Source organism: Massilia agri (genome assembly GCF_024753255.1).
Classification (GTDB): Bacteria; Pseudomonadota; Gammaproteobacteria; order Burkholderiales; family Burkholderiaceae_D; genus Telluria; species Telluria agri.
On sequence record NZ_JANUHA010000016.1, the window covers coordinates 70,238 to 94,561 of the forward strand.

23 protein-coding genes are annotated in these 24,324 nt (G+C 65.7%); 8 read left to right on the plus strand and 15 right to left on the minus strand.

Going from position 1 to position 24,324, the window contains the following annotated elements:
* Positions 1-87: 87 nt before the first annotated feature.
* Complete coding sequence (locus NX780_RS19565) at positions 88-1,716, minus strand: tetratricopeptide repeat-containing response regulator (RefSeq protein ID WP_258829554.1); 1,629 nt, start codon at positions 1,714-1,716, stop codon at positions 88-90.
* Between the two features lie 187 nt (positions 1,717-1,903).
* Here NX780_RS19565 and purL point away from each other — a divergent pair, with 187 nt between their 5' ends.
* Together purL and NX780_RS19575 are read left to right on the plus strand one after the other, a co-directional pair.
* Entirely contained in the window at positions 1,904-5,941 is a 4,038-nt protein-coding gene (gene purL / locus NX780_RS19570; RefSeq protein ID WP_258829555.1) for a phosphoribosylformylglycinamidine synthase, read from the plus strand.
* 353 nt (positions 5,942-6,294) lie between these two features.
* Positions 6,295-6,690: a PEP-CTERM sorting domain-containing protein gene (locus NX780_RS19575; protein ID WP_258829556.1), complete on the plus strand. Its 396-nt coding sequence runs from the start codon at positions 6,295-6,297 to the stop codon at positions 6,688-6,690.
* Positions 6,691-6,766: 76 nt separating this feature from the next.
* Here NX780_RS19575 and NX780_RS19580 read toward each other — a convergent pair whose 3' ends face one another.
* Both NX780_RS19580 and NX780_RS19585 read right to left on the minus strand, forming a co-directional pair.
* Entirely contained in the window at positions 6,767-7,192 is a 426-nt protein-coding gene (locus NX780_RS19580; protein WP_258829557.1) for a hypothetical protein, read from the minus strand.
* A 38-nt stretch (positions 7,193-7,230) separates the two neighbouring features.
* Positions 7,231-7,695, minus strand: coding sequence for a hypothetical protein (locus NX780_RS19585; RefSeq protein ID WP_258829558.1), 465 nt, complete (start codon positions 7,693-7,695; stop codon positions 7,231-7,233).
* Between the two features lie 586 nt (positions 7,696-8,281).
* Here NX780_RS19585 and NX780_RS19590 point away from each other — a divergent pair.
* Complete coding sequence (locus NX780_RS19590) at positions 8,282-8,506, plus strand: hypothetical protein (RefSeq protein WP_258829559.1); 225 nt, start codon at positions 8,282-8,284, stop codon at positions 8,504-8,506.
* Positions 8,507-8,568: 62 nt separating this feature from the next.
* Here NX780_RS19590 and NX780_RS19595 read toward each other — a convergent pair whose 3' ends face one another.
* The 6 genes from NX780_RS19595 to NX780_RS19620 form a co-directional block, all read right to left on the minus strand.
* Complete coding sequence (locus NX780_RS19595; protein ID WP_258829560.1) at positions 8,569-9,360, minus strand: peptidylprolyl isomerase; 792 nt, start codon at positions 9,358-9,360, stop codon at positions 8,569-8,571.
* A gap of 81 nt (positions 9,361-9,441) precedes the next feature.
* Entirely contained in the window at positions 9,442-10,221 is a 780-nt protein-coding gene (locus tag NX780_RS19600; RefSeq protein WP_258829561.1) for a peptidylprolyl isomerase, read from the minus strand.
* Positions 10,222-10,368: 147 nt separating this feature from the next.
* Positions 10,369-10,662: a BolA family protein gene (locus NX780_RS19605; RefSeq protein WP_258829562.1), complete on the minus strand. Its 294-nt coding sequence runs from the start codon at positions 10,660-10,662 to the stop codon at positions 10,369-10,371.
* Positions 10,659-11,291: a septation protein A gene (locus tag NX780_RS19610; RefSeq protein ID WP_258829623.1), complete on the minus strand. Its 633-nt coding sequence runs from the start codon at positions 11,289-11,291 to the stop codon at positions 10,659-10,661. Before NX780_RS19610 ends, NX780_RS19605 begins: the two co-directional genes overlap by 4 nt.
* Positions 11,292-11,304: 13 nt before the next feature.
* Positions 11,305-11,700 carry a peptide-methionine (R)-S-oxide reductase MsrB gene (msrB, locus tag NX780_RS19615; RefSeq protein WP_258829563.1) on the minus strand — a complete coding sequence of 132 codons (396 nt, stop codon included), beginning with the start codon at positions 11,698-11,700 and terminating at the stop codon, positions 11,305-11,307.
* A gap of 40 nt (positions 11,701-11,740) precedes the next feature.
* Positions 11,741-13,207: a protein adenylyltransferase SelO gene (locus NX780_RS19620; protein WP_441294999.1), complete on the minus strand. Its 1,467-nt coding sequence runs from the start codon at positions 13,205-13,207 to the stop codon at positions 11,741-11,743.
* A gap of 204 nt (positions 13,208-13,411) precedes the next feature.
* Here NX780_RS19620 and NX780_RS19625 point away from each other — a divergent pair, with 204 nt between their 5' ends.
* On the plus strand, positions 13,412-15,064 hold the full coding sequence (locus NX780_RS19625; RefSeq protein ID WP_307732968.1) for a 3-(methylthio)propionyl-CoA ligase: 1,653 nt from the start codon (positions 13,412-13,414) through the stop codon (positions 15,062-15,064).
* Positions 15,065-15,109: 45 nt separating this feature from the next.
* On the opposite strand, the gene NX780_RS19630 is transcribed toward NX780_RS19625, so the two are convergent.
* Together NX780_RS19630 and NX780_RS19635 are read right to left on the minus strand one after the other, a co-directional pair.
* Positions 15,110-16,105 carry a 2-hydroxyacid dehydrogenase gene (locus NX780_RS19630; RefSeq protein WP_258829564.1) on the minus strand — a complete coding sequence of 332 codons (996 nt, stop codon included), beginning with the start codon at positions 16,103-16,105 and terminating at the stop codon, positions 15,110-15,112.
* A 30-nt stretch (positions 16,106-16,135) separates the two neighbouring features.
* On the minus strand, positions 16,136-16,855 hold the full coding sequence (locus NX780_RS19635) for a hypothetical protein (protein WP_258829565.1): 720 nt from the start codon (positions 16,853-16,855) through the stop codon (positions 16,136-16,138).
* 147 nt (positions 16,856-17,002) lie between these two features.
* Between NX780_RS19635 and NX780_RS19640 the strand changes: the two genes are divergently transcribed.
* The 3 genes from NX780_RS19640 (at position 17,003) to NX780_RS19650 (ending at position 20,595) form a co-directional block, all read left to right on the plus strand.
* Entirely contained in the window at positions 17,003-19,090 is a 2,088-nt protein-coding gene (locus tag NX780_RS19640; RefSeq protein WP_258829566.1) for a 3-hydroxyacyl-CoA dehydrogenase NAD-binding domain-containing protein, read from the plus strand.
* Entirely contained in the window at positions 19,087-19,629 is a 543-nt protein-coding gene (locus NX780_RS19645; RefSeq protein ID WP_258829567.1) for a DUF2939 domain-containing protein, read from the plus strand. Before NX780_RS19640 ends, NX780_RS19645 begins: the two co-directional genes overlap by 4 nt.
* Before the next feature lie 87 nt (positions 19,630-19,716).
* Entirely contained in the window at positions 19,717-20,595 is an 879-nt protein-coding gene (locus tag NX780_RS19650) for a hypothetical protein (RefSeq protein WP_258829568.1), read from the plus strand.
* On the opposite strand, the gene NX780_RS19655 is transcribed toward NX780_RS19650, so the two are convergent.
* The 3 genes from NX780_RS19655 to NX780_RS19665 are packed head-to-tail and all read right to left on the minus strand — an operon-like array spanning position 20,543 to position 22,100.
* The gene (locus tag NX780_RS19655; protein ID WP_258829569.1) at positions 20,543-20,962 is read right to left on the minus strand and encodes a DUF1622 domain-containing protein; all 420 of its coding nucleotides are present in this window, start codon (positions 20,960-20,962) and stop codon (positions 20,543-20,545) included. The genes NX780_RS19650 and NX780_RS19655 overlap by 53 nt on opposite strands.
* Positions 20,963-20,994: 32 nt before the next feature.
* Positions 20,995-21,567 (minus strand): TetR/AcrR family transcriptional regulator, encoded by a 573-nt coding sequence (locus NX780_RS19660; RefSeq protein WP_258829570.1) that lies wholly within the window; start codon positions 21,565-21,567, stop codon positions 20,995-20,997.
* Entirely contained in the window at positions 21,564-22,100 is a 537-nt protein-coding gene (locus NX780_RS19665; RefSeq protein WP_258829571.1) for a dihydrofolate reductase family protein, read from the minus strand. Before NX780_RS19665 ends, NX780_RS19660 begins: the two co-directional genes overlap by 4 nt.
* Before the next feature lie 151 nt (positions 22,101-22,251).
* On the opposite strand from NX780_RS19665, the gene NX780_RS19670 reads away from it, so the two are divergent.
* On the plus strand, positions 22,252-22,479 hold the full coding sequence (locus NX780_RS19670; protein ID WP_258829572.1) for a hypothetical protein: 228 nt from the start codon (positions 22,252-22,254) through the stop codon (positions 22,477-22,479).
* A gap of 58 nt (positions 22,480-22,537) precedes the next feature.
* Here NX780_RS19670 and NX780_RS19675 read toward each other — a convergent pair whose 3' ends face one another.
* A complete protein-coding gene (locus tag NX780_RS19675) occupies positions 22,538-24,238 on the minus strand; it encodes an MFS transporter (protein WP_258829573.1) in 1,701 nt (566 codons plus the stop codon).
* Between the last annotated feature and the right edge of the window lie 86 nt (positions 24,239-24,324).

Consider the following 24,324-nt stretch of genomic DNA (forward strand, 5'->3'; position numbering starts at 1 on the left):
CAGACGTCGCGCAGCCTGCGCTTGCGCCCTGGTATTCCAGCGCGGCCCACCTCGTGCTGCTGGCCTGCGCGCTGGTCCCGATGGGGTTCAGGCCGAGATGCCGTACTTGCGCTTGGCCTGCTGGAACTCTTCGGTCAGCGCGGCCAGGCGCGGATGATGCGGGTCCATCGCCCGCAGCCGCTCGATCTGCTCCGCGGCCACCTCGCTGAGCGTGTGATCCCACCCCAGCTCGTTCACCTGGCGCAGGATACCGCCGGCCACCGCGACCATGACCTGCAGGTTCCCCGGCGCCATGTGCAGTGCCTCGAGCAGGGTCTGCACGGCGCCGCGCACGTCGCCCATATTGCGCTTCTCGTCCGCCACGCCCAGCAGGATCTGGGCCTGCGCACGCAGTTGGGCGCCCATGCCGTCGGCCAGGTCGGGGCGGCCGGCGCGCACGAACACGCCCATGGCTTCGTCGACGCTGACCGGGCTGGACACGTCGTGCATCACGGTCATCATGACGTTCGACGCCTGTTCGTCCATCTGGTGTTCGAGGCAGGCTTCGGCCAGGCCGATGCGCAGGTTCGAGGACAAGGCATTGCTGGTGCGCGCGGCGCTGGCCGCCATCTGCAGTTCGGCCACCGCGGCGCTGCCATTGCCCATTTTTTCGTGGAGCAGGGCGCTGGAATAGGCCTTGCAGGCGTCGACCTCGGCGCTACCGCGCATCGAACGCTCCAGGTCGCGGATCACGCCGCTGGCTCCCTGAACGTCGCCGCGCGTGACGAGCGCCTTGACGAGGTTGACGTGGTCTTCGGGATTGCGGAATTCCGAATACCTGGCCTTGCTCACGACCTGCTTGAAGGACTTCTCGGCGGCCAGCGCGTCGCCGTTCTCCAGCGCGACTTCGCCGAGCTTGCGCAGGCGCCGCACCATGTGCGGCGAGATCGATACAGCGTCTTCCAGCACCTTCTGGGCATCCTGGGTGGCGCCGAGCTTCTCGTGGCAGCGCGCCAGCAGGTCGTAGGCGGCCATCAGGCGCGGATTGGCCTGCACCAGCTGTTCGAGTGTGTCGCGCGCCTCCTCGACCTGGCCCTGGGCCACCATGGTGCGCGCCAGGCCCAGTTCGGCCCAGCCCAGCGGGCGCTCGGCCAGCACGTCGCGGTAGATGCTGCCGGCCTGTGCGTGCTCGCCGACCGACACGTGCAGCTCGGCCTTCAGGCGCAGGAAGTCGAGCGCATAGCGCGGGCTGGCGATCGCCGCCGTGGTGCAGGCGCGGATGGCGTCGACCGGCTTGCCCTGGGCGGCGAGCTGCCAGACCGGGAGCAGGCCGGTGCGGCGCTCGAGCGCACGCTTGATGCGGCTGCTGAGCATCTCGACCGTGAAGGGTTTCAGGACGTAGTCGGTAGGCGTGAGTTCAGCCGCGCTGACGACCTTGTCGTAGACGCCTTCCGACGTCAGCATGATGAAGATGGTGGAGGCGGTGATCAGGCGATGGTGGCGCAGGTCTTCCAGCAGCTGCTGGCCGTCCTGGCCGTCGCCGCTGGGGCCGCCAAGGTCGTACTCGCACAGGATGATGTCGTAGGCCCGCTTGCCGAGCTGCTTGATGGCCATGCTGGCGTTGATCGCCGACTCGACCTTGCTGATGCCGGACTGGTTCAGCATGTTCTGCAGGCTGCCGCGCATGCCCTGGTTCGGATCGACGATCAGGACCGACAGGTTCGCATTCTCTTGCATCTTCGCTTTCCGTTCTTCGGATTGTAATTATGTAGCCCTTACAATACCGATAAGTTCCTGAGGGATCAAGAAATGTCCGTTCTACAAGCCTTTCATTGGGCAGAATGCATCGCTGCATTGCAACACTGTATAATAGCGGGCTATCTTCCACCCTAGCAGCCACGCTGCGTCAACCGACTTCTCAGCCATGTTGATTCTGCCGGGTTCCAACGCCCTCTCCGCCTTCCGTAGCCAACGCCTCCTGTCGCAACTCCAATCGGTCGCCCCATCGATTGCCGCAGTCCAGGCCCGCTTCTACCACTTCATCGACAGCAGCGCACCGTTGTCAATCGAGGACACCGAGCGTCTATCGGCCATGCTCACCTACGGCGAGCCTGCCGCGCAAACGCTGTACGAAGGCGTGACCGAGGAGTTCTTCGTGATTCCGCGCCTGGGCACGATTTCGCCCTGGGCCTCGAAGGCCACGGACATCGCGCACAACTGCGGCATGGCGCACGTGCACCGCATCGAGCGCGGCGTCGGCTATACCGTGGTGCTCAAGAGCGGCCTGCTCGGCACCGGCATCGGCGCCCCGAAGAAGCTGGACGACGACGAGGTGGCCCTGGTCGCCGCGCTGCTGCACGACCGCATGACCGAGACCGTATTGCGCCACGCCGATGAGGCCTCGCGCCTGTTCGACGAACTCGAAGGCAAGCCGCTGGAAACCGTGGACGTGATTGGGCAGGGCCGCGAGGCGCTGGTGCGCGCGAATACGGAGCTGGGCCTGGCCATGTCGGTCGACGAGATCGACTACCTGCACGATGCGTTCACGAAGGCGCAGCGCAACCCGACCGACGTCGAGCTGATGATGTTCGCCCAGGCGAACTCCGAGCACTGCCGCCACAAGATCTTCAACGCGGACTGGATCATCGACGGCGTCAAGCAGGACAAGTCGCTGTTCGGCATGATCAAGAACACCCACCAGCTGAACCCGCGCGGCACCGTGGTCGCCTACAGCGACAACTCCTCGATCATCGAGGGGGCACAGGTCACCCGCTTCTTCCCGCGTGAGAAGCAGGAATATGCCCCGTCGACGGAGCTGGTGCACACCCTGATGAAGGTCGAGACCCACAACCACCCGACCGCGATTTCCCCCTTCCCGGGCGCCTCGACCGGCGCCGGCGGCGAGATCCGCGACGAGGGCGCAACCGGCCGCGGCGCCAAGCCGAAGGCGGGCCTGACGGGCTTCACCGTGTCGAACCTCCTGATCCCGGGCGCTGAGCGTCCCTGGGAAAACGCCAGCGACGTCAGCAAAGGCATCGCTGCCCGCGTGGACGCCGTCTACGGCAAGCCGGAGCGCATCGCCTCGCCGCTGCAGATCATGATCGACGGCCCGATCGGCGGCGCCGCCTTCAGCAACGAATTCGGCCGTCCGGTCCTGGGCGGCTACTTCCGCTCCTACGAGCAGAACGTCGGCGCGGCGAACGCGGTCTACGGCTACCACAAGCCCATCATGATCGCGGGCGGCATCGGCAATATCTCGGCCGAGCACACCCACAAGGACGAGATCCCGGTAGGCAGCCTGCTGATCCAGCTGGGCGGTCCGGGCATGCGCATCGGCATGGGCGGCTCTGCCGCGTCCTCGATGGCGACCGGCACCAACACCGCCGACCTGGACTTCGACTCGGTCCAGCGCGGCAACCCGGAGATGGAGCGCCGCGCCCAGGAAGTCATCAACGGCTGCTGGCAGATGGGCGCCGACAATCCGATCATCTCGATCCACGACGTGGGCGCGGGCGGCCTGTCGAACGCCTTCCCGGAAATCGTCAACGACGCCAAGCGGGGCGCGCTGTTTGACCTGCGCAAGGTGCCGCTGGAAGAAAGCGGCATGGCGCCGAAGGAGATCTGGTCCAATGAATCGCAGGAGCGCTATGTGCTGGCGATCGCGCCGATGGACCTCGACAAGTTCGCCGCCCTGTGCGAACGCGAGCGCTGCCCGTATGCGGTGGTCGGCACTGCCACCGAAGAGCGCCAGCTGCGCGTGATCGACCCGCAGGCTGCAGGTGGAGAAAATGCGGCCCCGGTCGACATGCCGATGGACGTCCTGCTCGGCAAACCGCCGAAGATGCTGCGCGACGTCGAGCACGTCAAATACAACTTCCCGGCGATCGACCTGACGGGCATCGAGCTCGAAGAGGCGGCGCGCCGGGTGCTCCTGCTGCCGACCGTCGCCGACAAATCCTTCCTGATCACCATCGGCGACCGTACCGTGGGCGCCATGACCGTTCGCGACCAGATGGTCGGTCCGTGGCAGGTGCCCGTTGCCGACTGCGCCGTCACGGCCATGTCCTATGAAGGCTTCGTGGGCGAGGCGATGGCGATGGGCGAGCGCACCCCGCTGGCCGTGATCGACGCCGCCGCTTCGGGCCGCATGGCCGTGGGCGAGGCGATCACCAACATCGCCGCCGCGGCGATCGAGCAGATCGGCGACATCAAGCTGTCCGCCAACTGGATGGCGGCTTGCGGCCAGCCGGGCCAGGACGCCGCGCTGTTCGACACCGTGAAGGCCGTGGGCATGGAACTGTGCCCGGCCCTGGGCGTGTCGATCCCGGTGGGCAAGGATTCGCTGTCGATGCGCACCACCTGGAACGACGACGGTTCTGACAAGGCCGTCATCTCGCCGGTTTCGCTGATCGTCTCGAGCTTCGCACCGGTCTCGGACGTACGCCGTTCGCTGACCCCGCAGCTGCGCACCGACCTGGGCGACACCGCCCTCGTGCTGATCGACCTGGGCCGCGGCAAGAACCGCCTGGGCGCCTCTGCGCTCGCGCAGGTGACGCAGCAGATCGGCGACAGCGTGCCGGACGTCGATTCCCCGGAAGACCTGAAAGCCTTCTTCAACGCGATCCAGCGCCTGAACAGGGAAGGCAAGCTGCTGGCCTACCACGACCGTTCGGACGGCGGCCTGTTCGCCACCCTGACCGAGATGGCCTTCGCCGGCCGCGCCGGCGTGTCGGTCAACCTCGACATCCTCACCATGGAAGGCGAGCACGCTTCCGACTGGGGCGACGCCAAGAACTGGGCGACCCAGGTGGGTGAGCGCCGCAACGAGATGACCCTGCGCGCGCTGTTCAGCGAAGAGCTGGGCGCGGTGGTGCAGGTGCGCGCGGAAGACAAGCAGGCGGTCATGGCCGTGCTGCGCGAAGGGGGCCTGGGCGCCTGCAGCCACATCATCGGCAAGCTGAACGACCGCGGCGTGATCGAGTTCACCCGTGACGCGAAGGTGATCTACAACGTCAAGCGCAGCGAACTGCACCGCCTGTGGAGCGAGACCAGCTGGCGCATCGCGCGCCTGCGCGACAACCCGGCCTGCGCCGACCAGGAATACGACCGTCTGCTGGACGAAACCGATCCGGGCATGTCGCCGATCCTGACCTTCGACCCAAGCGAGAACATCGCGGCGCCGTTCATTGCGACGGGCGCGCGTCCGCGCGTGGCCATCCTGCGCGAACAGGGCGTGAACTCGCACATCGAGACCGCCTGGTCGATGCACCAGGCCGGCTTCACCGCCGTGGACGTGCACATGAGCGACCTGATCGCGGGCCGCGCGAAACTGGATGACTTCCATGGCGTGATCGCGGTGGGCGGCTTCTCCTACGGCGACGTGCTGGGCGCGGGGGAGGGCTGGGCCAAGACCATCCTGTTCAACCCACAGCTGTCGGATCAATTTGCCGCCTTCTTCGCGCGCAAGGACACCTTCGGCCTGGGCGTGTGCAATGGCTGCCAGATGCTGGCCAACCTGAAGCCGATCATCCCGGGCGCCCACGCCTGGCCGAAGTTCACCCGCAACAAGTCCGAGCAGTTCGAAGCGCGCTTCGGCATGGTCGAGGTGCTCGATTCGCCGTCGATCTTCTTCCAGGGCATGGCCGGCACCCACGCACCGATCGCCATCGCCCACGGCGAAGGCTTCGCCGACTTCTCGCTGACCGGCGACATCAATGCAGCGGTCAAGGCCCTGCGTTACGTCGATAACCGCGGCCAGGCGACCGAGGCCTATCCGTTCAACCCGAACGGCTCGCCGGGCGGCCTGACCGCCGTGACGACCGAGGACGGTCGCTTCACCGCGATGATGCCGCACGCGGAGCGCGTGTTCCGCACCGTCGTCCATTCGTGGGCGCCGGATTCCTGGAGCGACGCCGCGCCTTGGGCGCGCATGTTCCAGAATGCGCGCAAGTGGCTGGGCTGATTCTCATAGCCTGTCTGGAAAGCGCCCTGCGGGGCGCTTTTTTTTTGCGTCGGGAAACTTGACAGTGCGTCATATGGAGCAGCCCGCCAGCGCGCTAAGTCCTTGATTATAGGCAGTGATTGCAACAGGGCATGATTCTTGCTTAAAGGAATCAATACCGATTGAATAGTGGAGCATGAATGATGAAGAAGTTGCTTGCATAGGTTCTGCTGGGCGCAGCCTGGCTGCCGGCACGGGCGGAACTGATCAGGAACGGCGGGTTCGACCTGGGGATCGCGTCCTGGAACTGCACGATCAGCGGCGAAGCGAACTGCGGTGTGAGTGGCAGTGCCGGGCGCAATGGTGGAGCGGGATTGTCCGCCTACCAGAATGCGGGCGTGGGCCGGGTGTCCCAGCGCTTCGCGACCGAGATCGGCCGCACTTACGATCTGTCCTTCTATTCGTTCACCGGGGATCCGGCCAACCGGCTCGGCTACGGTTTTGGCGCGGCCGGCATCAGCTGGATCACGGTGCCGACGACGTCCTTCGGTCTCACCAAGGCGAGCTTCGTCGCCAGCACGGCCAGCATCACCCTGAATTTCTACTTCTCGACCCAGCCTCAACGCGGCAGCCTGCGCCTCGACGACATCTCGGTCCTGGCCCGCGCGCCGTTGCCGGCAAAGGTCCCGGAGCCGGCGACGACAGTCTTGCTGGCGCTCGGCCTGCTGGGCGTGGGCGCCGTCGCACGCCGCCGTCCACGCCGGTCGTAGGCGCAGGGGCGCAGCAGGGCAATCGAAGCGTCTTTGCCGGCGCTCCGATCTACCGGCCTTTGCGGCCGGGATTGCCTCAGCTGCCCCAGATCGGCTCGTCCTTGCTGCCGTTACCGCCAGGCGTGCCAGGGGTCTTCCCGGCGCCCGCGCCGGCCCCGCCCAGGCTGCCGCCCCCGGCGCCGTTCTCCTCCTCTTCGCGCCCGGCAGAGCCGCCCGTCGCGCCGGTGTCGCCGCGCGTGCCTCCGCCGCCGGTTTCCGGCTGGCCTGCGCTGCCGCGGCTGGTTTGCGCGGCGCCTGCGGGCATGGCATTGGCCTCCGGCGGGGAAGGCAGGAAATCGCCCGCCTGGCTGTCGCCGCCGTGGGCGCCGCCGGTGTAGTGGCCGGCGTTCGACTGCACGCCGCCCGCGCCCGGATCCTGGGCCGGCACCTGGTACTGCCACAGCCCGTCCTTGCCGCCTGTGTCTTGCCGGGCGGCCACATTCTTTGCCTGTTCCTTGTCCATGCTGTCCTCCTGTCCATGGATGACTCAGGGAGCTGACGCTAGGCGCGATCGGTGCCGGCCGAGCCGCTCATATTGCCATCCGCATTGCTTGCTGCGTTCCCGTCAGTATCGGCGGGAGCGCCTTTCACGGCGCCGCCCGTCGCTTGCGCCTTCCGGCTGGCCTCGATGGCGCCGGCGGTGCCGCCGGCGATGGGCTCCGTGGCGCTGCCGGCCCCGCTCAGCGGGCGGCCTGGCGCATTCACATTGCTTTCCGCGGGCGCGCTGACGATGCCGCCGCCGTGGCCTGCCGCATTCGGCGTGTAGTGGCCCGCATTCGATTCGCCGGCCCCGGTCCCGCTGCCCGGCGGCGGCACCTGGTAGCGCCACACCGGCTCGGCCGGCTGCGCGCTTGTGCCGCTTCCGATGGGCCCACCGGCTGCGCCGGGCAGGCGCTGGTCTTCACCCGGTCCTTCGCGACCGCCGTCGAGTGCCGCGCCTTCCTGAATCCGTTTTTCGGTGTTCATGATGGTCTCCTGTGTCGTTGGCCTTGCTGACGATCTTAGCCAACCGGGTGGAAGACTGAATAGGCGCACCTTCCGCGCTGGCGTAGGAGGGTTCCGAGTACTGCAATGCTTTCCGGCAAAATATGGTTAAAAATCAAATATTTGCGTGGATGAGTTCACGCAAGATCTGATTCCGCCCGCCAGCGCATGATGGTTGCAAGACGGCCCGCACGGTCGCCACTTTTCACGGAGGAACTCATGATTGTACGTCTCGGCTTCGCCCAACTCGCTACGCGACTCATTCTCGCCGCAGGCCTCATGCTCGGTATCGGTGCCAGTCCAGCGGCGTCGGCGCAGGAGGCCGCGCGAGCGCAGGCCGCGGCCAGCTGCGAGAGCCTGGTGCTGGCCGGGGGCGCGACCCCGGAGTCCCTGCTGGCCGACTGCACCTGCCCGCCGAAGGGCTGCGTGCGCACCCAGGGCTACTGGGGCAACAAGCCGGACGTGGTCTGGCCCAAAGGCTATGACCGCAATGCGCCCTTCTTCCGTAGCGGCCTCAGCTGGCAGGAAGTGCTCGACAGCCCGGTGCGGGGCGACGCGTACTTCATCCTTGGCGCACCAGTACATCGCGGCGGTGCTGAACATCGGCGCCGGAGCGTCGGCGCCGAACAGCCTGCGCGCGATCGTCCTCGCGGCGGGCTCCTGGTTCTCGACCGCCGTGCCCGGCACCTGCGTCAAGGGCGCCTGCCAGCTGCAGCGCTCCTGGGCCGGCGTCCTCGACGAGTACAACAACGGCGACTATCCCGGCGCGCCGAAGCACTGCGACGAGGATTGAAAAGCAGGGCGCCAATAAAAAAGCGCTCCCGTGGGAGCGCTTCTTGTTGGGCGAAAGCCGGATTACTGGATCTTGGCCTTCTTGACCAGGCTTTCGCGGTACTGCGCCAGCTGACGCTGCTGCAGCTGTTCCGCGACCTGCTGCTTGACTTCGTCCAAGGCCGGGATCTTGGCCTGGCGCACGTCTTCCAGCTTGATCACGTGGAAGCCGTACTGGGTCTTGACCGGGGTGTCGGTGATGGCGCCTTTTTGCAGGGCGGTCATCGCTTTCGAGAACTCAGGCACGTAGTTGGCCGGGCTTGCCCAGTCCAGGTCGCCGCCGTTCTGCGCCGAGCCGTCTTTCGACTGGGCCTTGGCCAGTTCTTCGAACTTGGCGCCGCCCTTCAGCTTGGTGATGATGGCCTTGGCTTCGTCTTCGGTCGGGACCAGGATGTGGCGTGCGTGGTATTCCTTGTCGCCCACGGCAGCCTTGTACTTGTCGTACTCGGCCTTGATGTCGGCATCCTTGATCGGGTTCTTTTTGACGTAGTCGGCGAGCATCGCGTTGATGATGATGCTCTGGCGGGCGTTGTCGATGGCCGCCTTGACTTCGGCGCGGCCGCCGATGCCTTGCTTGTCCGCTTCCTGGATCAGGACTTCGCGGCCGATCAGGTCTTTCTTGATCGCTTCACGCAGCTGCGGCGAATCGGTGGCGCGGCCTTGTGCGACAACTTGCTTGACCAGCTGGTCAACCTTTGCCGCCGGGATGGCCTTGCCATTGACGGTCGCGACGTTCTGCGCGATTGCTGGCGCGGCGACGAATGCGGTCATGGCTAAGCTAAGTGCCAAGGACAGGCGGGCTGGCTTCAAAATCATTGTTAAGGTCCTATCTAAACACGAAAGAGTTCGCCGCGGGCGGCAATAACCGGTGCTTCGCAGCACCGGCGGTAGTACATCTTACTGCACCTTTGCCTTTTTGACCATTTGCTCTTTATAGGCTTCGAGCTTCTTCTGGGCCAGCGAGTCGGCGATCTGCGGCTTCAGTTCGTCGAGCGAGGGCAGCTTGGCCGGGCGGGTGTCGTCCAGCTTGATCACGTGGAAGCCGTTGGCGGTCTTGACCGGGTTCTCGGTGACGGCGCCTTTCTGCAGGCCGGTGAAGCCGGCGGCGAATTCAGGCGGGAAGGCCGCCGGAACAGCCCAATCCAGGTCGCCGCCGCTGTTGGCGGTGCCGGTGTCCTTCGACTGCTTGGCCAGTTCTTCGAACTTGGCGCCGCCCTTGAGCTTGGCGATCACGGCCTTGGCGTCGGCTTCGTTCTCCAGCAGGATGTGGCGCACGTGGTATTCCTTGTCGCCGGTCTGCTTGACGAAGCGGTCGTACTCGGCCTTGATGTCGGCGTCGGTGACCGGGTTCTTGGTGATGTAGTCGCGCGCCAGGGTATTGACGACGATGGCCTGGCGGGCGTTGTCGAGGGCTGCCTTGACTTCCGGCTTCTTGTCGTAACCCTGCTTGACGGCTTCCTGCATCAGGACTTCGCGGGCGATCATTTCCTGCTTGATGGCATTGCGCAGCTGCGGGGAATCCTGGCCCTGGCCAGCGGCCACCATCTGCTTGACCGCTTCCTCGACGCGCGAGGTCGGGATCGGCTTGCCGTTCACGACGGCGAGGTTCTGCGCGAAGGCAGGCGCCGCGCTAACGGCGATCAGAGCTAACAGCAGGCGTGCTGGCTTAAAAGTCATTTCTGGGATTCCTTGGGGGGATGAGCTTGGACGGGAGTTGCTTCGTTCTTGGATGTGTTCTTGCACTTCGAGTTCTGATACTACGTGTTACCTATTGTCTGCCACTATTCTTAAAGATGACTGAAGCCGGCAGCTTGCCGGCCGGCTTCAAGCCTGCTCCGACGGCGCGATGGCCGTGATCGCGAGGGCGTGGATTTCCGCCTTGTTGATCATTTCGTGAACGGCATCATACACAAGACGATGGCGCATGACCAGCGTGAGGCCGGCGAACTTCCCGGAGACGATCTTGACGCTGTAATGACTGCCGCCAGAGGCCGCGCCGGCGTGGCCGGCGTGCAGGTGGGAGTCGTCGGTAATCTCGAGCAGGGTGGGGGACAGTTCCGCCTGCAGGCGTTCGCGCAGGCGTTCGGTGCGGTTCTGGTCGGCCGGATTCGTACTCATTGTGCATCCTCCTGAATATGTTTGGAAAGGAACAACGACTGGATGATGATGAAGGCGAACAGGATGCCGGTGATGCCGAACAGCTTGAAGCTCACCCAGGCGCCGGTATCGCTACGGAAGACCACGAAGGCCATCAGGAGGTTCAACAGGCCAATCGCGATGAAGAAGGCGGCCCAGGCGTAGAGCACCCGGTTCCAGACCGCTTCCGGCAGGTTCATCGCGCCGCCCAGCGCCGAGCGCATCAGGTTTTTGCGGTAGACCAGCTGGCCGAACAGCAGCGCCGCGCCAAAGGCCCAGTAGAGGATGGTCGGCTTCCACTTGATGAAGGTGTCGTCGTGGAAGTAGATGGTGGCGCCGCCGGCGACCACGACCACGCCCAGTGACAGCCACAGCATGCCGTCGATCTTCTTGCGGCGCACCAGCAGGTAGACGATCTGCAGCACGGTCGCCAGGATGGTGGCGGCGGTGGCCAGCAGGATCGGCGACTGCGAGGCCGGCACCGCGCCGCCCGCGATCAGGAAGCCGAGGTAGTCGCTGACCAGGCCATGGGCCCAGTCCTGGTTGTTTTCGCCATACTTGTAGATGCCGAAGAACAGGATTACCGGCAGCATGTCGAACAAGAACTTGATCATGTAGGCTTCCTTAGCGGGGTTCGAAGCGCAGCGCGGCCGAGTTGATGCAGTAGCGCAGCCCGGTCGGCGGCGGTCCGTCCGGGAACACGTGGCCCAGGTGGGCGTCGCAGACGGCGCAGATGATCTCGGTGCGCACCATGCCGTGGCTGCGGTCGACCTTTTCGACCACGTTGTCCGGGTCGAGCGCACGGAAATAGCTGGGCCAGCCGCAGCCGGAATCGAACTTGGCGTCCGACTCGAACAGCGGAGTATTGCAGCACACGCAGGTATAGATGCCGTGCTCGTGGTGGTCCCAGAATTTGCCGGTGAAGGCGCGCTCGGTGGCGGCGTGGCGGGTCACCTGGTATTCCATGGGGTCGAGCTGGGCGCGCCATTCGGCGTCGGTCTTGGTCACTTTGTCGTTCATGTCGGTCTCGTCGTTCTCGTCGGTTTTATTTAAACGATGTTCAGGAAGAGCAGCTCACCTCGAGGTGGGCCGCCCAGTCGGGCGGCAGGGCCGCGTAGGCCTCGTTTTCCGGCTGCTCGTCGAAGGGGCGCTCGAGGATGGCGAGCAGCTTGTGCACGCCGGCGTAGTCGCCGTTCTGGGCCTGTTCGATGGCGGTCTGGGCCAGGTAGTTGCGCAACACGTATTTCGGATTGGCGCGGTGCATGGCGGCGCGGCGCTGCGCATCGACGCTGTTTTCCTGGCGCAGGCGCTCGCGATAGCTGAGGGCCCAGGCGTCGAAGGCCTCGCGGTCGATGAACAGGTCGCGCAGCAGCGCATCGCTCTGCGGGCCTCCGTCCAGCTTCAGCTCGCCCAGGCGGCGGAAGAACAGGGTGAAGTCCGCATGGTTGGCCTGCAGCAGCTTGAACATGGCGTCGAACAGGGCTTCGTCGCCCGGACGCGCGTCGAACAGGCCGAGCTTGGCGTGCAACAACTCGTCCAGTCTGGCGCCGAAGGCCGGGCGGTAGACGTCGAGCGCCTCTTCGGCTTCTTCCGGCGTGCCGATCAGCGGGAGCAGGGCATTGCCCAGCGCATAGCAGTTCCAGTGGCCCACCGGGACCTGGTTGGCGTACGAGTAGCGTCCGCCCTGGTCGGTGTGGTTGCAGATGTGGTTGGCGTCGAAGGCTTCCATGAAGCCGAAGGGGCCGTAGTCGAGCGTCAGGCCGAGGATCGACATATTGTCGGTGTTCATGACGCCGTGCATGAAGCCCACCGCCTGCCACCCCGCGATCATGCGCGCGGTCCGGCGCGTGACTTCGGCCAGCAGCTCCTTGTAGGGGTTGGCCGCGGCCAGGAAATCGGGATACCAGTTCTTGATGACGTAATCCGCCAGCAGCTTGAGCTCGTCCTGCTTGTTACGGTAGTGCCAGTGCTCGAAGGAGCCGAAGCGCACGAAGCTGGGCGCCATGCGGGTGACGACGGCGGCGGTCTCGACGTTCTCGCGCATGACGCGCTGTGGCGAGCCGGTCAGCATCAGGGCGCGCGTGGTCGGAATGCCGAGCGCGGCCATGGCTTCCGAGCACAGGAATTCACGGATCGAGGAGCGCAGCACCGCGCGCCCGTCGCCCATGCGCGAATAGGGCGTCAGGCCCGCGCCCTTGAGCTGCACTTCCATCGCGCCCTCGGGGCCGTCCAGGTCGCCCAGCACGATGGCACGGCCGTCGCCGAGCTGACCGGCCCAGACGCCGAACTGGTGGCCCGAGTAGACCGCCGACAGCGGCTGGGAGCGCACGGCCACCTTGTTGCCGCTGAAGACCTCGACGAAATCATCGCGCGCGAGGTCCGCCGGGTCGAGCCCGACCAGCGCCGCCGCGGGAGCGCTGGCAGCGATGAAGGAGGGCGACGGCAGCGGCGTCGGCATCAGCCGCGTGTAGAACGCGGGCGGCAACTCCGCGAAGGAGTTGTTGAAGGGGATTTCGTCAGCAGTAATGGCGGCTCCAGTATGGAATGTCGCAAAGTTGGCAGGATTTTACCGTACCCGGGCGGATTCCATGCGCCACGGGTGTGCAGGCACGGCAGAGGCCGGGATGCTGCATCGCGTCATCGAATTGGATTGACGCAGCTCAAGCATGCAGTCGAAACTCGGCTTTACCTTGGAAATATTGCCAAATAGTCACGTTGCATAGGGAGGAGCATGAGCGCATACCCGGTGAGTCCCCTGATGGGCCAGATGATGGACCAGCCGCTGCTGGTCTCGAGCATTATCCAGTTCGCCGCCCGCCACTATGGCGGCAGCGAGATCGTATCGCGCCGCGTCGAGGGCGACATCCACCGCACCACTTACCGCGACTGCGAGCTGAGGGCGCGCCGGATGGCCGGGGCGCTGGAAAAGCTGGGTGTCAGGATGGGTGACCGGGTCGCGACCCTGGCCTGGAACGGCTACCGCCACATGGAGCTCTACTATGCGGTATCCGGCTCGGGCGCCGTGCTGCACACCATCAACCCGCGCCTGCACCCGGAGCAGATCGCCTACATCATCAACCATGCGGAAGGACAGTACCTGTTCTTCGACATGACGTTCCTGCCGGCCATCGAAGCCATGGCGCGCCACTGCAAGACCATCAAGGGCTATGTGGCGATGTGCGACCGCGCCCACATGCCGCAGGAGACGGGCATTCCGACCCTGCTGTGCTACGAGGACCTGATCGCGGCCTCGTCAAGCGACTACGCCTGGCCGGAGTTCGACGAACGCTCCGCCGCGGCCCTGTGCTACACCTCGGGCACCACCGGCAACCCGAAGGGCGCTCTGTACTCGCACCGCTCGACCGTGCTGCACGCCTACGCATCGAGCATGCCAAATGCCCTGAACGTGTCCAGCAGCGACGTCGTGCTGCCGGTGGTGCCGATGTTCCATGTAAACGCCTGGGGCCTGCCGTACTCGGTGCCGCTGTCCGGCGCCAAGATGGTATTCCCGGGGCCGGCCCTGGACGGCAAGTCGCTCTACGAGTTGTTCGAGAGCGAAGGCGTGACCTTCTCGGCGGGCGTCCCGACCGTCTGGCTCGGCCTGATCAACTACATGATGCAGAACGAGCTGCGCTTCTCGACCTTCCGCCGCACCGTGATCGGCGGCTCGGCCTGCCCGCCCGCCATGATGGATACCCTGATCGACCGGTTCGGCGTGGAAGTGGTGCACGCCTGGGGCATGACGGAGATGTCGCCGCTCGGCACCGCCTGCACCCTGATGGCCAAGCACCGTGCGCTGCCGCCTGACGAACAACGGGCCGTGCTGCGCAAGCAGGGCCATGCGATCTACGGCGTCGACATGAAGATCGTCGACGACGACGGCAGCGAACTGCCCTGGGACGGCGCGACCTATGGCCACCTGCTGGTGAAGGGGCCGTGGGTGGTGTCGGGCTACTTCCGCGGCGAAGGGGGCGAGGTGCTGCAGGACGGCTGGTTCCCGACCGGCGACGTGGCCACCATCGACGCGGATGGCTACCTGACGATCACGGACCGCAGCAAGGACGTGATCAAGTCGGGTGGCGAGTGGATCGGTTCGATCGACCTGGAGAATATCGCCATGGCCCACCCGGCCGTGCTGCAGGCGGCCTGCATCGGCGTGCAGCATCCGAAGTGGGCCGAGCGGCCGCTGCTGGTGGTGGTCAGGCGTCCCGGCGCCGACCTGTCGCGCGAGGAGTTGCTGGCCTTCTTCGAGGGCAAGGTGGCCAAGTGGTGGATCCCGGACGACGTCGTGTTCGCCGATGCCCTGCCGGTGGGCGGCACCGGCAAGATCCAGAAGAACAAGCTGCGCGACGCCTACCAGGACCACCGCCTGCCGACGGCCTGAGGCGCCGCGTGCGCACCCGGACGACTGCCCGGGCGGGCAGGGGAATCAGCCGCGCGGGACGCGGTTGAGCAGCTCCTCGCCGCGCTCGAAGGCGCCGATGCTGTCGATGGTGGTCTGCATGATCTGGCTGATCGCCTCGACAGTGAAGAAGGCCTGGTGGCCGGTGACGATCACGTTCGGAAAGGACACGAGGCGCTGGATCACGTCGTCACAGATGATGGTCGTCGACAGGTCCTGGAAGAAGAGGTTGGCCTCCTGTTCGTAGACGTCGATCGCCAGGCCGCCCAGCTGGCCGGTCTTGAGCGCCTCGATGGCGGCGTTGGTGTCGACCAGGCCGCCGCGGCTGGTGTTGACCAGGATGCCGCCGCGCTTGGCCCGGGCCAGCGTGCCGGCATTGATGATGTGCCGCGTCGATTCGAGCAGGGGACAGTGCAGCGAGACCACGTCGCTGAGTGCGAGCAGCTCTTCCACCGGCACGTAGCGACCGCCGGCCTGGTCGAAGGCGGGATTCACGAAGGGATCGTGGCCCAGGACGGTGCAGCCGAAGCCCGCCATGATGCGGCCGAAGATGGCGCCGATCTTGCCGGTGCCGATGACGCCGACGGTCTTGCCGTGCAGGTCGAAACCCATCAGGCCTTCCAGGTCGAAGTTGCCGTCACGCGTGCGCGTGCTGGCCCGCGCGATCTTGCGGTTCACGGCCAGCAGCAGGCCGACCGCGAACTCGGCCACGGAATGGGGCGAGTAGTCGGTGACACGCACGACGGCGATGCCCAGCGCCTCGGCTGCCGCCACGTCGATCTGGTTGTAGCCGGTGGAGCGGGTGGCGACCAGGCGTGTTCCCTGCCTGGCCAGGATGCCCAGCACCTCGGCGTCGGCGCAGTCGTTCACGAAAACGCAGACCGCCTCGCAGCCCTCGGCCAGGGCGGCGGTCGAGACGGTGAGCCGATCTTCGAAGAAACGCAGTTCGTGGCCCGCCCCGGCGTTGGCGCGGCCCAGCATGGTCTTGTCGTAGCGGCGGGCGCTGTATACGGCGGTCTTCATCGTTCCTCCGGGGGCAGGCGGTATTACATTCTATCCGCCTGTTTCGCGGCGCGGCAGCACGTGCCGGAAGGTCGGCTCGATATTCATCGCATGCAGGTGGCGCACAATGTCTTCCAGCGTGGCATCTTTGAGCAGCAGGCCTTCGGCCGCCGGTGTTGCGGCACGGGAAAGGTCGACTGCCGGCTCGTTCTGTTTCAGCGACACCAGCGCATCGAAGAACTGCGTCTTCTCGATGCTCTCCAGTCCCTCCAGGAAAGCCAGCTGCGCGTGCCCCGGCGGCGCGACCTCGAGGCCGGCTTCCTCGGCGAAGGAGGCGCCCATGCCGGGGTGGATGAAGGCTGCCCATTTGCCGGACACCGGATTGCGTGCCGGGGGCAGCCGGACCTGCTCGCTGGTCAAGAGTTCCAACTGCGGGAAACGCGTCTCGCGCAGCATGGCCACGAAACGGCGCGCATCACCTTCAGGGACCGGCTCGCGCAGCGACAGCCACAACTGGTAGCCGCTCTCGCCCGTGATGCTGACGGCCGGCGCGGGAAAGCCGAAGGACTCCTGCAAGGCGTTCGCGACCGCGCACAGGTCGAGCCAGTGCTGTTCCGGCGCAGCGCCTCGCAATCTCGGAAAATCGATGACGATGGCGCGACTCAGGCCTTCGCCGGAAACCAGCGAAACAAGACCCTGGCCGTTCCGGTCCTCCGGCGTGTTCCCGGGCATCAGGTAGAGGCGACACAGTTGCGCGGACAGTTTTTCCATATCGTGTGAGCGTGGCATGCGGGAGCGCTATTCTGGCACACAAGCCCGGACCAGAAAATAATACGGGCGTACTTTTATTTGATGTATAGTGAAGTGGATTTGATAGCCGGGGCAAGCCCGAGCCACTAACAAGGAGAAGGAAGAGACATGAGCGCCGACTACACCGTCCAGGGCAGTGTTGCCGTTGTAACCTTGAATAATCCGCCGGTGAACGGCCTGGGCCTGGAGACCCGGACCGCCGCCGTCAACGCGATCCGCCAGGCCGAGAGCGACGACGCCGTCAAGGCCATCGTCATCCTTGGGGCCGGCAAGGCGTTCTCGGGCGGCGCGGACATCCGCGAGTTCAATTCGCCCAAGGCCCTGACCGAGCCGACGCTGCACAGCCTGATCCGCGTGGTCGAGAACAGCAGCAAGCCGACCGTCGCCGCCATCCACGCCGTCTGCATGGGCGGCGGCCTGGAACTGGCCCTGGGTTGCAACTACCGCGTGGCCATCCCTGGCGCCCAGATCGCGTTGCCGGAAGTGAAGCTCGGCCTGCTGCCGGGCGCCGGCGGCACTCAGCGCCTGCCGCGCGTGCTGGGCCTGGAAATGGCCCTCAATATGGTGGTGTCGGGCACGCCGGTGCCGTCCGAGAAGTTGGCCGGCACGGCCCTGTTCGACGAGGTCTTCCCGGCCGAGACCGACCTCTTGCCGGCCGCCATCGCCTTCGCCGAGAAGGTCGCGGATGTGCGTCCGCTCCCGAAGGTGCGCGACCGCAAGGTCGACTATCCGAACCACGAGGCCTTCCTCCAGTTCTCGCGCAATACCGTCAAGGCCATGGCCGGTCCCTTCCCGGCGCCGCTGGAATGCGTCGAGACCGTCGCCGCGTCGGTGACCAAGCCCTTCGAGGAAGGCCTGAAGTTCGAGCGCGAGCGCTTCCTGCACCTGGCGCAAACGCCGGAATCGAAGGCCCTGCGCCATGCCTTCTTCGCCGAGCGTGCCGCCAGCAAGGTGCCGGACGTGCCTTCTGATACGCCTGTGCGCGGGATAGAGCGCGCCGCCGTGGTCGGGGCAGGCACCATGGGCGGCGGCATCGCGATGAACTTCGCCAACGCCGGCATCCCGGTAAGCATCCTCGAGACGAAGCAGGAGGCACTGGACAAGGGCCTGGCCACCATCCGCAAGAACTACGAGAACACGGTCAGGAAGGGCAAGCTGACCCAGGAAAAATTCGAGCAGCGAATGGGGCTCATCACCGGCACCCTGGCGTATGAGGACATCGCCCAGGCCGACATCGTGGTCGAAGCCGTGTTCGAGGACATGGGCGTCAAGGAGCAGGTGTTCCGCAAGCTGGACGAGGTCATGAAGCAGGGCGCGATCCTCGCCTCGAACACCTCGACCCTGGACCTGGACTGCATCGCCTCCTTCACGAAGCGTCCCCAGGACGTGATCGGCCTGCACTTCTTCAGCCCGGCCAATGTGATGAAGCTGCTGGAAATCGTGCGCGGCAAGGAAACCGGCAAGGACGTGCTGGCCACCGCGCTGGCGCTCTCCAGGAAGATCAAGAAGACCGGCGTGGTGTCCGGCGTGTGCGACGGCTTCATCGGCAACCGCATGCTGGAGCAGTACCTGCGCCAGGCCTTCTTCCTGCTGGAAGAAGGCGCGCTGCCCGAACAGGTCGATGCGGCCATCGAGAAGTTCGGCTTCGCCATGGGACCCTTCCGCATGAGCGACCTGGCCGGCAACGACATCGGCTGGTACATCCGCAAGCGCCGCGCCATCGAGTCGCCGGAAATCGCCTACTCGAAGACCGCCGACCTGCTGTGCGAACAGGGCCGCTTCGGCCAGAAGACCGGCGCCGGCTGGTACGACTACAAGGCGGGCGACCGCAAGGCTTATGCCTCGGAGTTGGTCAACGACATGATCGAGCGTCATTCGCGGGACATCGGCGTGGAGCGCCGCGCGATTGACGATGCGGAGATCGTCGAACGCCTGGTGTACGCCCTGGCCAACGAAGGTGCGAAGATCCTGGAAGAGGGCATCGCGCTGCGCGCCTCGGACATCGACATGGTCTACCTGACCGGCTACGGCTTCCCGCTGCACCGCGGCGGCCCGATGTTCTACGCGGACACGGTCGGCCTGCCGAACGTGCTCGACGCCATCCGCAAGTATGCGAGCGGCCGCCATGGCGAAGCCTGGAAGCCTGCGCCGCTCCTGGAACAGCGTGCGCTTGAGGGCAAGGGCTTCAACGGGTGAGCGCGCGCAAGACCGGCAAGCGCCTGTTGACCGGCGCGGTCGCGGCGCTGCTGCTGCTCGGGGCAACGAGCTATGCGAGTCCCTGGTGGCGCCTGCAGCAGTTGCGCGAAGCGGTGTCCGAACGCGACGCCACGCGTGTTGCCGGATTCGTGGATTTCCCGGCGCTGCGCGAGAACGTCAAGGTCCAGGTGATGGCGAGGATGGGGGCGGGAGCGCAGGGGCAGGACAGCGGCGGTCTCCTGGGTAATTTCGGCAGGGCGCTCGCCGGCGTGGTGATCGACCCGCTCGTCGACGCCCTGGTGTCGCCGGCCGGCGTGACCGCCATGCTCGAAGCGGGCGACGTGCGCGTCCGGCATAAGCCGGGCGACGGCATGCCGCCGCCTTCTTCAAGCGGGAAGAAGGTCCGCTATACGCTGTCCTACCGGAGCTGGGACCGCGTCGCCATCGAGCGCGAAAGCGGCGACGCCGGAGCCTTCATCCTGCACCGCCACGGGCTGTGGACCTGGAAGCTGGGCGGCATCGAGCTGCCGCACGCCTAGCCACCGCTTCCTTCGCGTGACATTTCGCTGGTTTTGAGGGGCCGGCGAAGTGTTAATCTGCGTCCTGTTCATTTCCGGACCGTCGCGATGCGAACACACCTTCTTCGTGCCGCCCTGCGCACGCGCTTCATCCTGTCGTGCCTGGTCTTGTGTACTGCCTTGGCCGGTTGCTCCCTGGAAGCCTGGATCGGCCTGATCGCGACGCCCGACGAGCAGGCGCGGGCCCACAGCCTCGTGGACCGGCTGCGCGCGCGTGATTATGTGGCGATCGAGCGTGCGCTGCGCGCAGACCTGCGCACGCCCGAACTGCGCGAGGCGCTGGACACGATGGCGGCAGCGGTGCCGGTGGGAGAACCGCGCTCGGTGACCATCGTGAGCGCCCACAAGAATACCAAAGGGGGCGTCACCTGGCTGACCCTGAATACCGAGTACGAGTTCGCCACCGGCTGGATGCTCGCCACCGTCACTACCGAAATGCGCGACGGCGCCCGCTCCGTCATTGCCTTCCACGTCTATCCGAGAGCCCAGTCGCTGGCCGCGGAACATGGCTTCAGCCTGGCCGGGAAGTCGATGGTGCAGTATGGCGTGCTCGTAGCCGCACTGGCGGCCTTCGCGTTGTCGCTGTACGCCCTGTACCGCTGCGTGCGTACCAAGGGCCTGGCGAAGAAGGCGCTCTGGGTCCTGTTCATCCTGGTGAGCTTCGGCCAGCTCGCGGTCGACTGGACGAGCGGTGAATGGCGCTTCGTACCCCTGCACCTGGAGCTCCTCGGCGCGAGCTTCATGGCGCCCCTGGGCGGCTCCTGGATCCTGACCGCGTCGCTGCCGGTCGGCGCCATCGTCTTCCTGCTGCGCGAGAGGAATGGGGCGCTTCCTATGAGGAAGACCATGGGAAGCGGCGGCCGGCCGGACGGAATCACGGCCGGTCAGGACGGGACAGCCGCTCCCCCGCAGGCGCCACGACAGTAGCGCCTTCCGCCTGCAGCTCCTTGCTCAGGAAGTAGTTCAGGGCGGTCCGGATCACGGCGATCGCGGCAAGCTTGCCGATCCGGTCCCAGGTCGGCGCCACCGAGGTCGAGAGGATGTCGGCCGCCAGCTGCAGCTCGAGGGCGAGCGTCAGGTAGCGGGCGAACGACAGGCGGATCGGGCCGAAGCTCGACCCCCGCTCGCGCAGCAGGTGCCGCGCCAGCGCCAGCACGACCACGACGACGCCGGCCGCGATCACCAGGGCGCCGAGCGCCTCCACGAAGAGGCGCAGCCACTCGACCGACGCCTGGACTTGTCCTTCCACCTGTTCGAACACCGCTTCCTCCTGTGCGTGCTTGCCGGACCCCATGGTACAGCGATGGCCCTGGCGGGCGCGCGCGCTCAGCGCTCCTTGCCGGATGCGCGCAACGCTGCCAGCAGCGGGTCCAACGCTTCGGCATACTGGCCCCGGAGCGTGTCCGCATGAACCGCATCGTCGCGCGCAGCGGCGAGCGCCAGGCCGCTGCCGTGCGCGTGGTCGACCAGGATGTCGCGCCACAGGCGCAGCTGTGGGGTGAGCGCGGACAGCAGTGCTTCCAGGCGCTGCGTGATCCGGACCGTCGTGCCGGCGAAGGCCGCGGGTTCGCCGAAGATGGCCAGGGTCAGCGCCGGATGACGGCCGACGGCCTCGTGGTAGCGCAGGAGCAGCACGCGCAGCGCCTCCTGCGGGGACCGGTCGTCGGGTACGTCCTCCAGCACGCCGCCATAGATCTTGCCCGACAAGGCGACGAGCAGGGCGGCGCGGTCCGCCACATGGTGGTACAGGCTCATGGGCGTGACCTTGATGCGGGCGGCGAGGGCCCGCATCGACAGCGCCTGCTCGCCTTCCTCGTCCAGCAGGGACAGGGCGGCGTCCAGGATGGCGTCCACCGTCACGCCCTGGCCGCGTGCCGGGCGGCCTCTAGGCCGGTTCATGGCAGCACGCGGTAGGTCGACTGGACCAGGCCCGAGGGGAAGCTGCGGCTCCCAAGCAGTTCCAGGTCCAGGTCGCGCTCCAGTACCCCGAACAGGGGGCGGCCGGCGCCGATGAGTACCGGCACCGTGGTGATCACCATGTCGGCGATCAGGCCCTCGCGCAGGAAGGACTGCACCAGCCGGCCGCCATCGACGTAGACCCGGCGTACCCCTTGTTCGCCCAGCATGCGCATCGCCTCGCGCGGAGCCTGGCTCGAGAAGCGTACCTTGCCTTCCAGCGTGGGCGGGACCGGCGTGCCGGCGAGCTGGCGGGACAGGACGAGGACGGGCCGGTCGTAGGGCCAGGTCTCGAAGGTCCGCACCTTGTCGAAGCTGCCGCGGCCCATCACGATCATGTCCTTGTCGGCGATGAAGTCGGTGTAGCCGTGGTCTTCGTCGGCGGCATCGCGCTGGAGCAGCCAGCCGATGTCGCCATCCGGCCGGGCGATGTAGCCGTCGAGGCTGGTGGCAATGAATACGTGACCGGTGTTCATGTAGTCTCCTTAAATATACACCGTATGATTAAACCACTCCTTCCGTCTCCGATCAAGTGCCCGGCCGATCTCGCCCGGGTGAGTTTTCGTGGATTTTCCTGCCCTGGTGGCTTGCTACACTGCCCCTTCCCAAACCAACGCTCGCGATCCGATGTCGAACCTTGAAAAGAAATGGTGGTTTAACGCACTTGCCGGCGGTGTCAGTGCGTTCTGCGCACGCTTCGTGCTCGAGCAGGCCGGTATCCCCGATCCTGCCGGCGCGGCGCAATGGACGCTGTTCTTCTTCTGCGTGCTGGGCTTCTGGCGCGGCTTTTCCTTCCTGGCCTGGCTGGCCATCCTGCTGGCCTGGCCGCGCAGTCCCTTGCTCGACTCGAAGTAGCGCCGCAATAAAAAAATGCCGCTGTCGCCAGCGGCATTTTTCATTGCGCCTTCGATGCTCAGTCGTTTGCGTAGATGTTGTTGTCCTTGGTCTCCCGGACGAACAGGCCGCCGATGACCACCGTGATCAGCGCGATGATGATCGGATACCACAAGCCATAGTAGATGTCGCCCTTGAAGGCCACCAGTGCAAAGGAGATGGTGGGCAGCATGCCGCCGAACCAGCCGTTGCCGATGTGGTAGGGCAGGGACATGGAGGTGTAGCGGATACGGGTCGGGAACATCTCGACCAGCATGGCGGCGATGGGTCCGTACACCATGGTCACGTAGAGCACCAGGATGAAGAGCAGCAGCACCAGCATCGGCTTGTTGATCTCGGCCGGGTCGGCCTTGGCCGGATAGCCGGCGGCTTTCAGCGACGCGGTAACTTCCTTCTTCAGGCCATCTTCCCGGGCCTTCGAAGCTGCATCGAAGTTCAGGTTATCCGGCGTCATGACGGCGTTGAAGGACTGGAAGGTGTTGTCGCCAACCTTGATCGTGGCGACCGTCCCGGCCGGGGCATCCTGGATGGTGTAGCTGACCGAGGCTGCGGTCAGCATGCGGGTTGCAATATCGCAGGAGGACGGGAATTTCGTGGTGCCGGTCGGGTCCACCTGGAAGTGGCAGGTTTCCGGGTCGGCGACGACCACCACCGGCGAAGTCTGGATGGCGCGCTCGAGGGCCGGGTTGCCGTAGTGGGTAATGGCCTTGAAGATCGGGAAGTAGGTCGCCGCGGCGATCACGCAACCGCCGAGGATGATCCACTTGCGACCGATCTTGTCGGAGAGGATGCCGAACACGATGAAGAAAGGGGTCGCCAGGGCGAGCGCGATCGCTATCAGGATGTTGGCGGTCGGGCCATCGATTTTCAATGTCTGGGTGAGGAAGAACAGCGCGTAGAACTGGCCCGTGTACCAGACCACCGCCTGGCCCATCGTCAGGCCGATCAGGGCCAGCAGGACGATCTTGGCGTTCTTGGGCTTCAGGAAGGATTCGGTCAACGGCGCCTTCGATGTCTTGCCCTCGGCTTTCATCTTCGCGAATGCCGGCGACTCGTTCATGGCCAGCCGGATCCAGACCGAAATCCCCAGCAGCACGACCGAGATCAGGAAGGGAATGCGCCAGCCCCAGGCCTGGAACTCTTCTTCGCCGATGGCGGTGCGGGTACCCAGAATGACCAGCAGCGACAGGAACAGGCCGAGGGTGGCGGTCGTCTGGATATACGCGGTGAAGTAGCCGCGCTTGCCGTGCGGCGCATGTTCGGCCACATAGGTGGCCGCGCCGCCATACTCGCCGCCGAGCGCCAGGCCCTGGAGGATGCGCAGGCTGACCAGGATGATCGGCGCGGCAATGCCGATGGATGCATAGCTCGGCAACAGCCCCACCAGGAAGGTTGACGCACCCATGATCAGGATCGTGATCAGGAAGGTGTATTTGCGGCCGATCATGTCGCCGAGCCGGCCGAACACCAGTGCGCCGAAGGGACGCACGATGAAACCCGCCGCGAAGGCCATGAGGGCGAAGATGAAGGTGGTGGTCGGGTCGCCGATGAAGAACTGCTTGGCGATGATGGCGGCGAGCGAACCGTAGAGGTAGAAATCGTACCACTCGAACACGGTGCCGAGCGAGGAAGCGAGGATGACTTTCCGTTCTTCCTTGGTGAGTCCGGCGGAGGAAGGTGCAGCTTTCCCTCCGGCGGTCATGCCGGGTGTAATTGCCATGTGTGTCTCCGTTATAGTTGATGTACTTCGTGTCACCGGAAATGCTGATTGTTTGTCAGCTGTCGCGGAGTGTGTGCCGCTTTCCT

Coding starts and splice junctions, on each gene's coding strand:
- msrB (WP_258829563.1), bottom strand. CDS start 11,700: ATGAACGACAAAGTGACCAAGACCGACGCCGAATGGCGCGCCCAGCTC.
- NX780_RS19665 (WP_258829571.1), bottom strand. CDS start 22,100: ATGAACACCGGTCACGTATTCATTGCCACCAGCCTCGACGGCTACATC.
- NX780_RS19595 (WP_258829560.1), bottom strand. CDS start 9,360: ATGATTTTGAAGCCAGCCCGCCTGTCCTTGGCACTTAGCTTAGCCATG.
- NX780_RS19675 (WP_258829573.1), bottom strand. CDS start 24,238: ATGGCAATTACACCCGGCATGACCGCCGGAGGGAAAGCTGCACCTTCC.
- NX780_RS19650 (WP_258829568.1), top strand. CDS start 19,717: ATGCGAACACACCTTCTTCGTGCCGCCCTGCGCACGCGCTTCATCCTG.
- NX780_RS19605 (WP_258829562.1), bottom strand. CDS start 10,662: ATGAGTACGAATCCGGCCGACCAGAACCGCACCGAACGCCTGCGCGAA.
- NX780_RS19660 (WP_258829570.1), bottom strand. CDS start 21,567: ATGAACCGGCCTAGAGGCCGCCCGGCACGCGGCCAGGGCGTGACGGTG.
- NX780_RS19600 (WP_258829561.1), bottom strand. CDS start 10,221: ATGACTTTTAAGCCAGCACGCCTGCTGTTAGCTCTGATCGCCGTTAGC.
- NX780_RS19635 (WP_258829565.1), bottom strand. CDS start 16,855: ATGGAAAAACTGTCCGCGCAACTGTGTCGCCTCTACCTGATGCCCGGG.
- NX780_RS19670 (WP_258829572.1), top strand. CDS start 22,252: ATGTCGAACCTTGAAAAGAAATGGTGGTTTAACGCACTTGCCGGCGGT.
- purL (WP_258829555.1), top strand. CDS start 1,904: ATGTTGATTCTGCCGGGTTCCAACGCCCTCTCCGCCTTCCGTAGCCAA.
- NX780_RS19640 (WP_258829566.1), top strand. CDS start 17,003: ATGAGCGCCGACTACACCGTCCAGGGCAGTGTTGCCGTTGTAACCTTG.
- NX780_RS19625 (WP_307732968.1), top strand. CDS start 13,412: ATGAGCGCATACCCGGTGAGTCCCCTGATGGGCCAGATGATGGACCAG.
- NX780_RS19580 (WP_258829557.1), bottom strand. CDS start 7,192: ATGGACAAGGAACAGGCAAAGAATGTGGCCGCCCGGCAAGACACAGGC.
- NX780_RS19565 (WP_258829554.1), bottom strand. CDS start 1,716: ATGCAAGAGAATGCGAACCTGTCGGTCCTGATCGTCGATCCGAACCAG.
- NX780_RS19630 (WP_258829564.1), bottom strand. CDS start 16,105: ATGAAGACCGCCGTATACAGCGCCCGCCGCTACGACAAGACCATGCTG.
- NX780_RS19655 (WP_258829569.1), bottom strand. CDS start 20,962: ATGGGGTCCGGCAAGCACGCACAGGAGGAAGCGGTGTTCGAACAGGTG.
- NX780_RS19585 (WP_258829558.1), bottom strand. CDS start 7,695: ATGAACACCGAAAAACGGATTCAGGAAGGCGCGGCACTCGACGGCGGT.